Source organism: Paenibacillus sp. FSL H8-0457, from assembly GCF_038051935.1.
Taxonomy (GTDB): domain Bacteria; phylum Bacillota; class Bacilli; order Paenibacillales; family Paenibacillaceae; genus Paenibacillus_AQ; species Paenibacillus_AQ lautus_A.
In genome coordinates, this window is sequence record NZ_CP150293.1 from 6,026,386 (window position 1) to 6,040,645 (window position 14,260).

10 protein-coding genes are annotated in these 14,260 nt (G+C 53.5%); 3 read left to right on the forward strand and 7 right to left on the reverse strand.

Annotation, left to right across the window (positions count from 1 at the left end; all coding sequences use genetic code 11):
• Positions 1-162: 162 nt before the first annotated feature.
• The 4 genes from gltB to MHI43_RS27065 form a co-directional block, all read right to left on the reverse strand.
• A complete protein-coding gene (gltB, locus tag MHI43_RS27050; protein WP_036665145.1) occupies positions 163-4,758 on the reverse strand; it encodes a glutamate synthase large subunit in 4,596 nt (1,531 codons plus the stop codon).
• A gap of 533 nt (positions 4,759-5,291) precedes the next feature.
• Positions 5,292-5,492, reverse strand: a complete 201-nt coding sequence (locus MHI43_RS27055) for a hypothetical protein (RefSeq protein ID WP_036665144.1) — start codon at positions 5,490-5,492, stop codon at positions 5,292-5,294.
• Between the two features lie 76 nt (positions 5,493-5,568).
• The gene (locus MHI43_RS27060) at positions 5,569-7,836 is read right to left on the reverse strand and encodes a YhgE/Pip domain-containing protein (RefSeq protein ID WP_036665143.1); all 2,268 of its coding nucleotides are present in this window, start codon (positions 7,834-7,836) and stop codon (positions 5,569-5,571) included.
• A gap of 211 nt (positions 7,837-8,047) precedes the next feature.
• Complete coding sequence (locus MHI43_RS27065) at positions 8,048-8,629, reverse strand: TetR/AcrR family transcriptional regulator (protein ID WP_015737333.1); 582 nt, start codon at positions 8,627-8,629, stop codon at positions 8,048-8,050.
• A 326-nt stretch (positions 8,630-8,955) separates the two neighbouring features.
• Here MHI43_RS27065 and MHI43_RS27070 point away from each other — a divergent pair, with 326 nt between their 5' ends.
• Positions 8,956-10,131 carry a UDP-N-acetylglucosamine--LPS N-acetylglucosamine transferase gene (locus MHI43_RS27070; protein ID WP_036665141.1) on the forward strand — a complete coding sequence of 392 codons (1,176 nt, stop codon included), beginning with the start codon at positions 8,956-8,958 and terminating at the stop codon, positions 10,129-10,131.
• A 98-nt stretch (positions 10,132-10,229) separates the two neighbouring features.
• Here MHI43_RS27070 and MHI43_RS27075 read toward each other — a convergent pair whose 3' ends face one another.
• From MHI43_RS27075 to thpR, 3 genes are all read right to left on the reverse strand, one after another.
• Positions 10,230-10,913, reverse strand: coding sequence for a metal-dependent hydrolase (locus tag MHI43_RS27075; protein WP_015737335.1), 684 nt, complete (start codon positions 10,911-10,913; stop codon positions 10,230-10,232).
• A gap of 42 nt (positions 10,914-10,955) precedes the next feature.
• Positions 10,956-11,852, reverse strand: a complete 897-nt coding sequence (locus MHI43_RS27080; RefSeq protein WP_036665140.1) for a cell wall hydrolase — start codon at positions 11,850-11,852, stop codon at positions 10,956-10,958.
• Between the two features lie 97 nt (positions 11,853-11,949).
• Positions 11,950-12,507, reverse strand: coding sequence for an RNA 2',3'-cyclic phosphodiesterase (gene thpR / locus MHI43_RS27085; RefSeq protein ID WP_015737337.1), 558 nt, complete (start codon positions 12,505-12,507; stop codon positions 11,950-11,952).
• Between the two features lie 322 nt (positions 12,508-12,829).
• Here thpR and MHI43_RS27090 point away from each other — a divergent pair, with 322 nt between their 5' ends.
• Both MHI43_RS27090 and MHI43_RS27095 read left to right on the forward strand, forming a co-directional pair.
• Positions 12,830-13,783 (forward strand): D-2-hydroxyacid dehydrogenase, encoded by a 954-nt coding sequence (locus MHI43_RS27090; RefSeq protein ID WP_036665138.1) that lies wholly within the window; start codon positions 12,830-12,832, stop codon positions 13,781-13,783.
• A gap of 149 nt (positions 13,784-13,932) precedes the next feature.
• Complete coding sequence (locus MHI43_RS27095; RefSeq protein WP_015737339.1) at positions 13,933-14,244, forward strand: MGMT family protein; 312 nt, start codon at positions 13,933-13,935, stop codon at positions 14,242-14,244.
• Positions 14,245-14,260 lie beyond the last annotated feature (16 nt).

Here is a 14,260-nt window from a genome sequence, read left to right on the forward strand (position 1 = left end):
TGTCCTATGCTTCCGGTTCTAATTTTGTCGAATTTTCTTTTGGTGAATCCTGTCATCACCATAGAAGATTCTTAAACCCTTGTAATTTATTTATATATGAAGAAAAACCACATTGCATTCATTAAAGAATACAATGTGGTTTCCCGTCATACGTTTTGGATTCTAGTTCCCTGTACGTGCCAGCTCTTTCATATTCGCCTCGAAGGCGGCGAGGAGCGCTGCTTCCCCCGTCAGGCCTTGATCTTGTACCTTCTCGATATGCAGCAGCATGCGTTTGTAATCCTTCGGAATGATACGGACAAAGCGGCTGAGCGCTTGATCCCAGTCTCCCAGAATTTGCTGTGCCGGCACGCTGCCGGTATACTGCTCATGCTGCCGGACAAGACGGTGGAGGGCTTCCGCTTCCGTTCCATCCTCGACGCGTTCCAGAAGCACCATCTCCAGATTGCAGCGATCCACGAAGGTTCCCTCAGGATCATAGACGTAGGCTATGCCGCCGGACATCCCGGCCGCGAAGTTGCGTCCGGTTTCCCCGAGAACGACCACCCGGCCGCCGGTCATATATTCGCAACCATGATCGCCGACGCCTTCAACGACGATGTTCGCGCCCGAATTACGTACGGCAAAACGCTCGCCGGCAATGCCTCTTACATAGGCTTCTCCGCCTGTAGCCCCATAGAATGCGGTATTCCCCGCAATAATGTTCTCCTCGGCTTTGAAGGTTGCTTTAGGTGAAGGTTTCACGATCAGCTTGCCGCCGGAAAGGCCTTTACCGATATAGTCGTTGGCATCCCCTTCAACCGTCAGCGTCATCCCTTTCGGCACAAATGCGCCGAAGCTCTGCCCTGCGGAACCCACGAAGTCGAATCGAATGGTGTCTTCCGGCAATCCGGCAGCACCATACTTGCGCGTGACTTCGCTTCCCAGGATGGTTCCCACGGCACGGTCCACGTTCGTGATCGGGAAGGTGCCCTTCACCGCAGCTCCCGATTCCAATGCCGGCGCCGCGGTGCCCAGCAGCGAACGCATATCCAGCGTCTGTTCCAGACCATGATTCTGTCTTTGGGTACGGTAGCGCGTGCTGCCCTCCGGCAGCTCCGGCGTATAAAGCAATGCCGAAATATCCACGCCTTTCTTCTTCCAGTGATGTTCCGCTTTGACGGCATCCAGGCAATCCGTACGACCAATCATCTCGTTAATGGTACGGAAGCCAAGCTCAGCCATCAGCTCGCGCATGTCTTGAGCGACAAAGCGCATAAAGTTGGCGACATGCTCCGGATCTCCCGTAAAGTTCTTGCGCAGCTCCGGATTCTGCGTGGCCACGCCAACCGGGCAGGTGTCCATTTGGCAGACGCGCATCATAATGCATCCGACGGCAATCAATGGTGCCGTTGAGAATCCATACTCTTCGGCTCCGAGCAGAGCCGCCACCACCAAATCGCGCCCGTTCAGCATTTTGCCGTCGGTCTCCAGCACCACGCGGTCACGCAGATTGTTCATGATGAGGGTTTGATGGGTCTCGGCAAGCCCAAGCTCCCAAGGCATGCCTGCATGACGGATGGAGCCTTGCGGCGAAGCACCCGTGCCGCCATCGTAACCGCTGATCAGGATGATGTCCGCGCGGCCCTTCGCAACGCCTGCGGCAATCGTGCCTACGCCCACTTCGGATACGAGCTTCACGTTGATATCCGCACGTGGATTGGAATTTTTCAGGTCATAGATCAGCTCCGCCAAATCCTCGATGGAGTAAATATCATGATGCGGCGGCGGCGAGATCAGCCCTACGCCCGGCGTCGAACCGCGGACCTCGGCCACCCAAGGGTATACCTTGCGGCCCGGCAGCTGTCCGCCTTCACCCGGCTTCGCTCCCTGCGCCATCTTGATCTGGATTTCGTCCGCGTTCACCAGGTAATTGGAAGTGACGCCGAAACGTCCCGACGCCACCTGCTTGATGGCACTTCGGCGGGAATCGCCGTTGGCATCCGGAATGAAGCGGGCCGGATCCTCTCCGCCTTCACCCGTATTGCTCTTGCCGCCGATGCGGTTCATCCCGATCGCGAGGCTTTCATGCGCTTCCTTGCTGATGGAGCCGAAGGACATCGCGCCCGTTTTGAATCGGCGCATGATGGACTCCGCGGATTCAACCTCATCGAGCGGCACCGGTTTGCCGGCCGGCTTGATTTTGAGCAGTGCGCGAAGCGTCAGATGCTGCTCATTCTCACCCTGCACGAGCTCGGCGTATTTCTTGTAAGTTGCGTAGTCATTGGTCCGGACGGCCTGCTGCAGCAAATGGATGGTTCTCGGATTGAACAAATGCTCTTCCCCGTCCGCTCTCCACTGGTATTCGCCGGCTGAATCCAGCGCTTTATCGTTGCCGTCCTTATCGGTAAAGGCACGCTCGTGATGGGCCAGCGTTTCCCTGGCCACTTCCTCCAGGCCGATGCCGCCGATGCGGGACGGCGTCCGCGTGAAGTAGCTCTCCACGAAATCTTCCTTCAGGCCGACGGCTTCAAAGATTTGTGCGCCGCGATAGGACTGAATCGTGGAGATCCCCATCTTCGACAACACTTTCACGACGCTTTTGCTTGCCGCTTTAATGTAATTTTTCACAGCCTTCTCATGCGAGATGCCGCGAAGCATGCCTTCCTGAATCATGTCGTCCAGCGTTTCGAACGCAAGATACGGGTTGACCGCGCTCACGCCGTAACCGAGCAGCAGAGCGTAATGATGGACTTCGCGAGGTTCGCCGGATTCAAGCAGGATCGCCACCTTGGTCCGGGTTCCCTGACGAATCAGGTGATGATGGAGCGACGAAACGGCTAGCAGCGAAGGAATCGCCGCATTGTCCTTATCCACGCCGCGGTCGGACAGGATCAGGATGTTATGCCCCTTGGCGATGACTCGATCCGCGGCTTCGCAGAGGGTGTCGATCGCCTTGCGAAGCCCTTCAGCTCCTTCGGCCGCCGGGAAGAAAATCGGAATCGTCATGGACTTGAAGCCCGGACGGCGGACATGGCGCAGCTTCGCAAACTCTTCGTTGGACAGCACCGGCGAATCCAGGCGGATGTGGCGGCAGCTTTCCGGTTCAGGCTTCAGCAGATTGCGCTCCGGGCCGATCGTCGTCGCCGTCGAAGTGACCAGCTCCTCGCGGATCGCATCGATCGGCGGATTCGTCACTTGGGCGAACATCTGCTTGAAGTAGTTGAACAGCCGCTGCGGGCGGTCGGACAGCACTGCAAGCGGTGCGTCATATCCCATGGAAGCGATCGCTTCCGCGCCGGTGATCGCCATCGGCTCGATCACTTTGCGCAGTTCCTCGTACGTGTAGCCGAACGCTTGTTGGAGCTGACGCACATTCTCATGCTTCGGATCCGGAAGTTCCGGCGCATCAGGAAGATCATGCAGCTCTACCAGATGCTCATCCAGCCATTCGGAATATGGAAGCTCTGCCGCGATGCCGGCTTTGACTTCCTCGTCGGAAATGATGCGGCCTTCCTTCGTGTCGACAAGCAGCATGCGTCCAGGACGCAAGCGATCCTTGTACAGCACATTTTCCGGCGCAACGTCCAGAACGCCCGCTTCGGAGGACAGGATGATCAGATCATCCTTCGTCACGTAATAACGGGATGGGCGCAGCCCGTTCCGGTCCAGGGTGGCGCCGATCTGAACACCGTCCGTGAATGCCATCGCCGCTGGTCCGTCCCATGGCTCCATCAGCGTGCTGTGGTATTCGTAGAATGCTTTTTTGGTCTTATCCATGCTCTCATGGTTGCTCCACGGCTCGGGAACCATCATCATGGCCACGTGCGGCAGGGAACGACCGCTGAGGTACAGGAATTCAAATGTATTATCGAACATCCCGGTATCGGATCCGTCCGGGTTGATGACAGGTTTCACCTTCTCCAAATCGCTTCCGAACAGCTCATGCTCGAACATGGACTGGCGCGCGTGCATCCAGTTCACATTTCCGCGCAGCGTATTGATTTCGCCGTTGTGAATCATGAAACGGTACGGATGCGCACGTTCCCAGCTCGGGAACGTATTCGTGCTGAAACGGGAGTGAATGAGCGCAATCGCCGATTCCAAACCCTCATCCTGCAGATCCAGGTAAAATTCCCCTACCTGCTCCGTCGTCAACATGCCTTTATATACGATTTTTCGGCAGGAGAGGCTGGATACGTAGAAGCTGTCGCCTTCGGGCTTGCCGCTGTAACGGATCGCCAGCTCGGCTCGGCGGCGGATGACATACAGCTTGCGCTCGAACGAGAGATCATCCTGAATGTCGGCGCTGCGTCCGATGAACACTTGGCGGACATACGGCTTTGCCGCTTTTGCGGACTTGCCCAGCATTTCATCATGGGTAGGTACATCGCGGAAGCCAAGCAGGGTCTGGCCTTCTTCGGCAATAATCGAAGCCAACTGCTCCTCATGTGCCGAACGGACGGCAGGATCATGGGAAAGGAACAACATGCCTGCACCGTAATGCCCGGCTTCGGGAAGCTCAAAGCCCAGTTTCGCCGCTTCGGCAGCAAAGAAGGAATGAGGAATCTGCAACATGATTCCCGCACCGTCGCCGGAGTTCGGCTCGCTGCCCTGACCGCCGCGATGCTCCATATTGGCAAGCATGGTCAGCGCGCTGCTGACGATTTCATGGGATGGCTTACCCTTGATATGGGCAACGAAACCCATACCGCAAGCATCTTTTTCGAACTGCGGATCATAGAGGCCCTGTTTCTGGGGAAAATCAGTATGTTTCATAAGATGCAACCTTTCTTTTTATAGAATAAAATGCTGCTGATCAATAACAGAAAACATAAAGTGCGTGTTCAAAAAGGTCGGTTTTCAGCACCGAGAAGATTGGATGAAGCTAGGGACTGAGGAGTGGAGCGTACGTTTTGGTACGTGAGCACCGGAAGGCCCGGTTGAATTCAAGATTCGATGTCGAGTGGCTTCCTGATTCACTTCGTGATCAAAAGCGGACTTTTTGAACAACCTCTTAAAGGTTGGACATCAATCCTCTCCTGCAGTGGACACACTGTCTTGAGGCGATGCAGTATTGTGCAAAAGCGACAAGGGTTAACATTTACCTAACACGTAAGATTAATTAGTTCTATATATTTTATCACCGTCATACAATGCAGGCAATTCAAAGTTTTTATGAATTTGATAAGAATTGTTTTTGTGAGAGTAATCACAAAAGTTAGTTAAATATTATGTAGAATAGTGCAAAAAAACATGCAAATAGAACATTCCGAACAAGCGGTTTTCATCACTTTTTTCGTAATTCGTTATCATATCGCTCCGCTTTGGCCGCTCACTCCTCTCTCCGGCAGTGAAGCCGTGATCATCCTGACCATCCATCCTATATAAAATGAAGCTCCTTCATGATCGGTTCTCGGGAATATTTCCAGCGGCAGGTTGAGGGGAGCCGATGAAACTTGACGCAACATACCCGCCATCGCCTCGATGATCGCCACGTTATGTCGGCTCATCAAAAAAGGACCTCCCCTGGATCTGTTCGATCCCCCGGGAAAGTCCTTTTCCTTACATATTATATAGAAGCTCTTCTTACGCAGTCACCGCTGTATCGGCGTCTGCTGCTTGCTTGTTGTTTCGGATTGCCAGGAAGTACACCGCGGTCAACACTAGGAACACCAGACCGAATCCGACCAGTACGCCCACGTTGGCCCACATGCCGTCGAAGCTTCCCGTGGAAATGACGTCTTTGTAGCCTTTTACGCTGTAGGTCATCGGCAGCAGCGGATTCAAAGCCTTCATCCAGTTCGGAATCAGCTCTACCGGGAACGTGCCCGCGCTCGTTGTCAATTGAAGGATCAGGATTACGATGACGACGAAGCGTCCAGGCTGATCCAGCCATGTGACGAACATTTGCACCAGGAACATGAACGACAAGCTGGTAATGATGGAGAAGAGATAGAAGAGCGGAACGCTCTGAACCTCTAGCTTCAATCCGTACAGCATGACAACCGAAGCCAGCAGCGCTTGAATCAATCCCATGCCGGCAAAGGACAGCGTACGGCTGACAAACCGGTTCCAGCCCGATGCGTTCGGTACCGATGCCTCACGGATCGGCAGAATAATCGTGCAGAGCAGGGCTCCGACAAACAAGCCGAGCGACAGGAAGTATGGCGCGAATCCGGTACCGTAGTTCGGTACTTCGTTCACTTTATGCTCATCTACCTGAACCGGTCCGGCAAACATCGTGACCGTTTCGTCGGTGGTTTGGATACCGCCAGTCTTGTCGGCAGCCTCGTTCAGCTTGCCTGCAAGCTCCCCGCTGCCTTCCTTCAATTCGTTCATTCCGTTGACCAGCTCGCCAGCCCCGGAATCCAGCTGTTTCGAGCCGTCGGCGAGGGTCGTTACGCCGCTTCCCAGCTTGCCGGCTCCGCCTGCCAGCTGCTGCGTGCCCTGCGACAGGGCGGCCGCGCCGCTGGCAAGCTCCTTGCCGCCGGCTGCCGCTTCGCTCAGCTTCGTGCCGAACAGCTTCATGCCGTCGGCCAATTGGTTTTGGCCGGCGTTCAGCTGTTTGGCGCCGGCCAGCAGCTCTTGGCCGCCCGCGGCGAGCTGTTTGCCGCCGTCAGCGAGCTGGTTCGCGCCGGCGCTCAGCTTGCCTGCGCCTTCCTGCAGCTGCTGCGTGCCTTGGTTCAGCTCCGCTGCGCCTTGCGCCAGCTGCTTCTGACCGGCATTCAGCTCATTCGTGCCGGAGGCGACGGACTGGCTCGCGGCCAGCAGCTTCTGAACCTCCGGACTTTGCGCCAGCTCCGGATTGCCTTCGGCCAGCTGCTTCAGGCCGTCCGCAACGGCCTTTGCGCCTTGCTCCAGCGCAGCCGTGGCTTCCAGCGATTGATTCAGGCCGGCCTTCAGGCTGCCGCTGCCATCATGAGCGCTCTTCGCGCCAGCGGCAAGCTGGGCTGCCCCTGCCTGGTTGGCTTGCAGGCCTTCATTCAAGGCCGTGCTGCCGGCTGCAGCAGATTCAATGCCCGCTTGCAGCTTGGCACCACCCTTGGCGGCCTCTTCTGCCCCTGCTTGCAGCTGGCTGTGAGCCGCCTTAAGCTGATCCAGGCCGGAGGCGAGGGAGCCCGCTCCCGTGTTCAGCTTGCCGGCACCGTTATTCAGCTCCTGCACGCCCTGCGTCAATGGCGCGATGCCGTCTTGCAGCTCCTGCGTGCCGCTGACGAGTTTAGCCAGATTCTCTTTAAGCTTCACCGCGCCGTCGTCCAGCTTCACGGCACCTTCGGACAGCTTCGTGGCGCCGTCCCCCGCTTCGCTTAGGCCGTCAGATACTTTGGCCACTTGGTCGAACAGGGTTTCCGTGTAGGCTTCCGTCACTTTCGCCGACACCTTGGACTGAATCTGCTTCACGGCAGATCCGCCGATCTGTGCCGCAAGGAAGTTGTAGCCTTCGTTCGGCTCGAAGACGATTTGCGCAGGCTGCGGATGTTCATCCATTAACGTTGTCGCCTGCTGCGAGAAATTTTCCGGAATGCTGATGGTCATGTAGTATTTGTTATCCTGCATGCCCTGTTCAGCTTCACTCCGGTTAACGAACTGCCAATTAAAATCTTTTCCCTTCTTCAGCTCGGCCACCAAATCCTCGCCGGCGTGAAGCGTCTTTCCTTCAAAAACAGCGCCCTGATCGTTATTGACGACCGCTACGGGCAAATCCTCCATCTTTCCGTACGGGTCCCAGAAGGCCCCGAGGAACATACCGCTGTACATGACCGGTATGAACAGCACCGCGATGATCGGAATCAATATTTTTTTATTCCGAACGGCGGCACCAAGATCTTTGGCAAACACAGATAATGACTTCATCCAGTCTCTCTCCTTTTTTTCTTTAGATACAGCAGTTAACCAGCCGACATGAATCTGCTCTTACGGCAAATCACATCTTCATTCCAGTACACAATGACCAATATGCTCATTTGGTCAGTTTAGACCAAAAAAACGATCCCTGGCAAGGAAGGCGATCCCTCAAGCCAAGAGAGTCCGCCTTCCTCATCACGAAGGAGATTGCATCTTCCTCTTACGAGGAGGCTTTGAGCCCGTCAGCCAAGAACACCATCATATATTCCTTGATCTGTTCCTTGCTGAGCGGCTTGTGAAGCTGATTGAAGTCGGTCGTGAGCGCAACGTACAGCTTAAGCATCACAAAGGATACCACCTGAGCATCCAGCGGCTTGATCTCACCGATCGAAATGGCATTCTCCACGATTCCCTTGAGATACCCGACGATTCCGTTCTCCACTTTCGTCAATCCCTCATGCGCCTTAGGCGTGCCGATGTCCCGAACTTCCTGCGACAGCTTGATGAACAGCTCATGCTCGCTTCGGAATTCAAGCAGCGCATCCAGCACCCGGTAGAGATTGTCAAAGAAATCCCTGTCCTTCCGTATCTCCCGTTCGGCCAGACGTTTCATCTCCATGATGGCCGATAGCAGGATCTCGTCGAACAGCTCATCCTTATTCGTGAAAAACGTGTAGATCGTGCCTTTCCCAACATTTGCAATCTTCGCCACCTGTTCCATCGTCGTCGCTTTGTATCCGAACAAAGCAAACGACTTGGAGGCAGCATCTAGCACCTGCTTCCGTCGGTCCACAGCTGGCATGCTTACCCCTCCTTCTACGATCTTCTTTTGATTGGCCTTTTCTTTCGAAACTGACCAAAATACAATTCTGGTCATTCGGTCAAAAATCACTTTACCAGATTATCGGATGCGTTGCAATATCTTTCGTTAAATTTTTTTGAAAATGCGGATGCAGGGTTCAAATCTTATCATAACGTCTAATGAAAGAAAAAGTCCGCCGGTAAAATAATTGAAATGCTTTTCCCTTTTGCGCGTATACTTAGGATGCATACTCTTTTTTTTCGCGCCGCTCTTCAAAAAATGATTCCTGTTTTGTAAGATAGAGGGAGAAAGAAGTAGGTGAAACCATGCGATATACAAGAGTGCTCCTCTTCTCAGAGGGTTTCGGCACAGGACATACGCAAGCGGCGTATGCGCTGGCTGAAGGTATAAAGCGGATGAATCCCCGCATCCACTGCCGCGTCATTGAACTTGGCAATTTTTTGAATCCCACCGTGGGGCCGTTAATTTTGTCCGCTTATCGAAAAACCGTCAGCACCCGGCCGCGCCTTGTCGGCATGCTGTACCGTTCGCAATATAAGAAATCGTTAAACCGTCTGACGCGGCTCGCGCTGCATCGGATTTTCTATGCGCAGGCCCAGCGGGTCATCGAGGAGCTGAAACCGGATCTGATCATATGCACCCACCCGTTTCCTAACGCCGTGGTCTCCCGTCTGAAGCGCCAGGGGCTTGATGTTCCGCTCTATACGCTGATTACCGACTATGATGCGCACGGCACCTGGGTCAATCCGGAAGTTGATGAATATCTCGTATCGACGCCTCATGTGAAAAAGATGCTCATGCTGCGGGAGATTGAGCCCGAATTCATCCATGTGACCGGCATTCCGGTGCATCCGAAGTTCTGGGAAAGAGGCAGCCGGGTTGCGCTGCAGGCCGAGCTTGAATTAAAGAACATGCCCACCGTGCTGATCATGGGAGGCGGATGGGGGCTCGTATTCAACAAGGAGCTGCTCAGCAAGCTGGCCGGCAGGGCCGATGATATCCAGTTGGTCTTCTGTATGGGACAGAACGATAAGCTGGTTGCCAGCATGCGCGAAGATCCGATCTTCCAACATCCCAACATTCATGTTCTCGGTTATCGGGACGATATACATAAACTGATGGACGTGTCCGATCTTCTCATTACGAAGCCCGGCGGGATGACATGCACGGAAGGAGCCGCCAAGGGAATTCCGATGCTGTTCTATGAGCCTATCCCGGGACAGGAAGAAGTGAATTCCCACTTCTTTGTCAGCGAAGGCTACGGGGAAATTCTCGACTCCCCTGCCGTGATCGACAAGTGGTTGAACCTGCTGTCCGATCATTATGACCAGGTGGAGAAGAAGCGTAACGGAGCGGTCCGGCAGCGCACGCCGCATCTGGAGCCCGACCACTGCGCCGGCCAGGTGATGGGATTGCTGACCGAAGGACGCATACCCGTTTATCCCGAAGATGCCGTCAAAATATTGGCGGACCAGCCCTAATATGCATCCTGTTCCAAGAACGCGCTTATGCACTTATCCTCTACCAAAAAGCTTCCCTGTCCTATGTGACAGGGAAGCTTTTTTAAGTATAAATCGATCTATATTTCCAGCGTTTCTCCTGCTTTCAACGGATGACCCTGAATGCCCGTTTGGGCCAGTTCGTCGCAGAAGGCCCTTGCATCCTGTTTAATGCCCGGGAACGTGTCATAGTGCACCGGGATGACATGCTTCGCACGAATCCACTGTGCGGCCAGCAGGGCGTCCTGCGGGCCCATCGTTAACATATCCCCGATCGGCAGCGCGGCTGCATCGATGTTGTTCATCTCTCCGATCAGGCGCATATCGCCAAACAAACTTGTGTCGCCAGCATGATAGAACGTTTTTCCGCCCATGGTCAGAATGACGCCTCCAGGCTGCCCCGCATAGATCCAGGTATCCCCCACCGAGATGGAGGAAGAATGGAAGGCCGGGGTAAACTTCACCTTAAAACCGTCGAATTGCGCGCTTCCGCCGATATTCATCCCATGGGATTTGGCTCCCTGCTGGCCGCAATACACGGCGAGTTCGTACACGGCGATAATCGGACAATCATTCTGCTTCGCAATTTCGATGCAGTCGCCAAAGTGGTCGGAGTGCCCATGCGTCAGAACCACTGCATCCACTTTCACGTCACTGGGTTCGATGCCGGAACCGGGATTACCGGACAGCAACGGGTCGATGATGACACGAACGCCGCCTTCCTCCACCAATATGCTGGAATGGCCATAATACGTAATATTCATGGTTAAACACACCTCCTACATCCTAGTTTACCCTTATGGGCACTACTTGTAAAAAGAGTGATTTCCTATTTTTTTAACAAAAGTCCTGGAATGATGCACCGTGAGATCCTGAGCCAGCTTCAAAGACAGGAAGAAGTACGTATCGTCCTTCACCTCTTTTTGGCCATGAAGCGCCGCATTCACGGACTTAATCGTCTCTTCGTTCGGCTGGACACGTTTAAGACGCCCGTTCGCTACAGGACTAAATTGATGCTTTTGATAGATGACATCGGTAATCGTATCGGGAAAATTGGCTGACCGCAGCCGGTTTAAGACAACGTTGGCAACTGCCACCTTGCCTTCGTACGGTTCGCCTTCCGCCTCTGCCATGACAATCTTCTGGAGCAGAAGCAGTTCTTCAGCTGACAAATCATAGGTCCAGGTCGCTTTGTCTTTTTGGTCCTGGGTTAACGTATTTGTTCTTGTGAAGAATAAAGTTGTGGGGGGTGATAGGCTTTCCGCCTTGGATTTGACGACATGAGTCCCCTTTTGTTTTGCCGGTTTCCCGTCCGCAGCCTGAGATTTGGTTGCTTTCTTCTTCTCATCTGCAGTCTTCAATGATGCTTTCGAGTCGATATTCCCGGAGGCTAAACCAATGCCTTTTGCGTTTGAAAAAGCATGAACCTTGCTCCCCGGCTTATTCCACTCTTGGAAAACAATTGAAGACAAAATGTTGACAGGTTCCCTATCCTGCTGCCTACTCTCAGCTTTAACGTAGTGATCAGGGTCGCCTTCCGGAACCGGAGCAGCCGTTACAAATTTGGGCATGTCCTGCTTTGGCTCTTTCCCTTCCGTCGTTTTCGATTGCATTCCAAGCAAACTTATAAGAGACAAACTCACAAAGAGCGCTCCGATGAGCAGCGCAACCCAGCGATTTTGCCGTAGCACTTTCATAACCATATTTTTCCTCCTATGATGTCGGCACATTTCTACACTATGTAACCACATTTTTAGGCGTTGAAAACATGGTAATTTTATGAACATTCTATTTTCAATTTCAAAAAATGGTCGAAAGCCGCGCCACACCTACGGTTTCGTACATCGGGCTCGCCTGTAAATTTGTTCGAAAAAGAACCATTTCTAGCACGTCCCACTGGATAGGTTCGGGTCCTTTTCCGATAACATCCAAAGAAAATGTTTGATTTCCTTGAAATTTCCGGCCAACCGTAATATGCGGTCGAAAGGGACGCTCCTCCGGTACGAATCCGAAAGATTCCATCCGCGACACGACCGATTGCTGCAGCTCAGCGAGCGCATTCAGATCCCCGCCGACCCCAGCCCATAGAATCCTTGGGGAGCCGCTTGCCCCGAACACGCCGGCATCATAAAGACTGAGCTTGAAGGGCTTGCGTTCCTTGGCTACCTCCTGGAGCGCACCGGTAAGCTCCGCTATGCGATGAGAGGGCGTATCGCCCAGAAACTGTAAGGTAATGTGGTAATCCTGCGGATGAACCCATTTTTTGAAATTGGCATGCTTCCTCAATGTTTCCGTCCAATCCTGTATCCGGGAGGAGACCTCCGATGGCAGACGCACGGCAACAAACAAACGATCCATAGCTCCCTCAGCCGAATGGCTCAACTACGACACTTCCTTCCAATCATCTTTTATCGCTAGCAGTCTAAGCACTGCCACCATGTTTTCCTGGTTCGTTTATAGTTTGAGCAAGAACATCTGAAAATAGTATGAGGGGTACATCAAATACGCCTAAAAATATGATGAAGCTTCAATTTACCATAAATCGGACAATAATTCATGTACAAATTTACCAATCGCGTCCGTTCGTTCATGCGCAGAGCGATGATTTCTGATAATATGTTCCCTAAGAGATTTTCGCTATGATTCTGGTTGAACATCATATTCCTTAGGAGGTAGTACCATGCCGAACATCGTGGCCATACACGACTTAACCGCCGAGCAGCAGCAAAAAATCAAGGAGATTGCCCCCCACTATGACCTGTTGGTGACAAAAGCGAAAGAGTTGACGGGAAGCATCGTTCGGAATGCCGAGATCATGATCGGCTGGTCACGCTCCATGCAGGACGAGGTATTGTCCGCCGACAGCAAACTCAAATGGATTCAAGCCTGGTCGGCCGGGGTGGATAAAATGCCGCTCCGGGAACTAGAGGAAAAAGGCATTCAGTTGACCAACGCCAGCGGCGTACATAGCGTTCCGATCACGGAGCATATTTTTGCGATGATCCTGGCCTTCAACCGCAACCTTCATCTCGCAATCCGTCAGCAGTCGAACAACAACTGGGATACATCCGGCACGTTCACGGAATTGGCCGGCAAAACCATCGTCATCGTCGGCGTCGGCCAAATCGGCAGCCATACGGCACGGGTGGCCCAGGCGTTCGGTATGCGGACCGTCGGGGTCCGCAACTCCGGCAAGTCCGATCCTAACGTGGAATCGATGTATAAGGTCGATCAGCTCGATGAAGCACTGGCGCAAGGCGATTACATCGTCAATATCCTGCCGCTGACCGATGAAACCCGCGGACTGTTCAATACGGCAAGATTCTCGGCGATGAAGGACTCCGCCTTCTTCGTGAACGTAGGCCGCGGCCAGACCGTGGTCACGGACGACATGGTCCAAGCGCTGCAATCCGGAGGTTTGGCAGGAGCGGGTCTGGATGTCTTCGAGGATGAGCCTCTTCCTGCGGACCATCTGCTGTGGAACCTGGACAACGTCATCATGACGCCTCACATGGCAGGCGATACGGATCGATACGGCGAGCGTGCCGTGGATATTTTCCTGGAGAATTTAAAGCACTACGTAAACGGAGAGCCGTTGTCCCGCAATGTGGTCGATTACAGCAAGTCGTACTAAGACCAGGCAACAAGTCGTGAAGCACCATTTCGTATCTAGATCCACGCGTTGGTTTAAGGAGCTTGTCAAAAAAAGGAACGTCCCGAGGTTTTCCTTGCCTGTCGGGACGCCCTTTTTATTTATATGGAAAATGGAGTGAGCACACATAAATGCAGCCGTTTACAAAACGCGTCATTGAAGTGATTCAGAGCATTCCGGAAGGATACGTGATGACTTATGGACAGGTGGCCAGACTGGCCGGCAGCCCAAGAGGTGCCCGGCAGGTCGTCAGAATACTTCACACCCTCAGTCATATTCACAAGCTGCCGTGGCATCGGGTCATCAACGCCAAAGGCGAAATCGCCATCCAAGACGACGAGTCCAGGCTCATGCAGGAGCTGTATCTGCAGGACGAAGGCGTTGCCGTCAATCACAAAGGCATCATTGATTTGGAAAAGTATCGATATGATCCTGCCGAATAAATTTTTGGATGGCCAT

Excerpts from the sequence above, each read along its gene's own strand:
- gltB (WP_036665145.1), bottom strand. The coding sequence starts at position 4,758 with ATGAAACATACTGATTTTCCCCAGAAACAGGGCCTCTATGATCCGCAG.
- MHI43_RS27055 (WP_036665144.1), bottom strand. The coding sequence starts at position 5,492 with ATGAGCCGACATAACGTGGCGATCATCGAGGCGATGGCGGGTATGTTG.
- MHI43_RS27060 (WP_036665143.1), bottom strand. The coding sequence starts at position 7,836 with ATGAAGTCATTATCTGTGTTTGCCAAAGATCTTGGTGCCGCCGTTCGG.
- MHI43_RS27065 (WP_015737333.1), bottom strand. The coding sequence starts at position 8,629 with ATGCCAGCTGTGGACCGACGGAAGCAGGTGCTAGATGCTGCCTCCAAG.
- MHI43_RS27070 (WP_036665141.1), top strand. The coding sequence starts at position 8,956 with ATGCGATATACAAGAGTGCTCCTCTTCTCAGAGGGTTTCGGCACAGGA.
- MHI43_RS27075 (WP_015737335.1), bottom strand. The coding sequence starts at position 10,913 with ATGAATATTACGTATTATGGCCATTCCAGCATATTGGTGGAGGAAGGC.
- MHI43_RS27080 (WP_036665140.1), bottom strand. The coding sequence starts at position 11,852 with ATGGTTATGAAAGTGCTACGGCAAAATCGCTGGGTTGCGCTGCTCATC.
- thpR (WP_015737337.1), bottom strand. The coding sequence starts at position 12,507 with ATGGATCGTTTGTTTGTTGCCGTGCGTCTGCCATCGGAGGTCTCCTCC.
- MHI43_RS27090 (WP_036665138.1), top strand. The coding sequence starts at position 12,830 with ATGCCGAACATCGTGGCCATACACGACTTAACCGCCGAGCAGCAGCAA.
- MHI43_RS27095 (WP_015737339.1), top strand. The coding sequence starts at position 13,933 with ATGCAGCCGTTTACAAAACGCGTCATTGAAGTGATTCAGAGCATTCCG.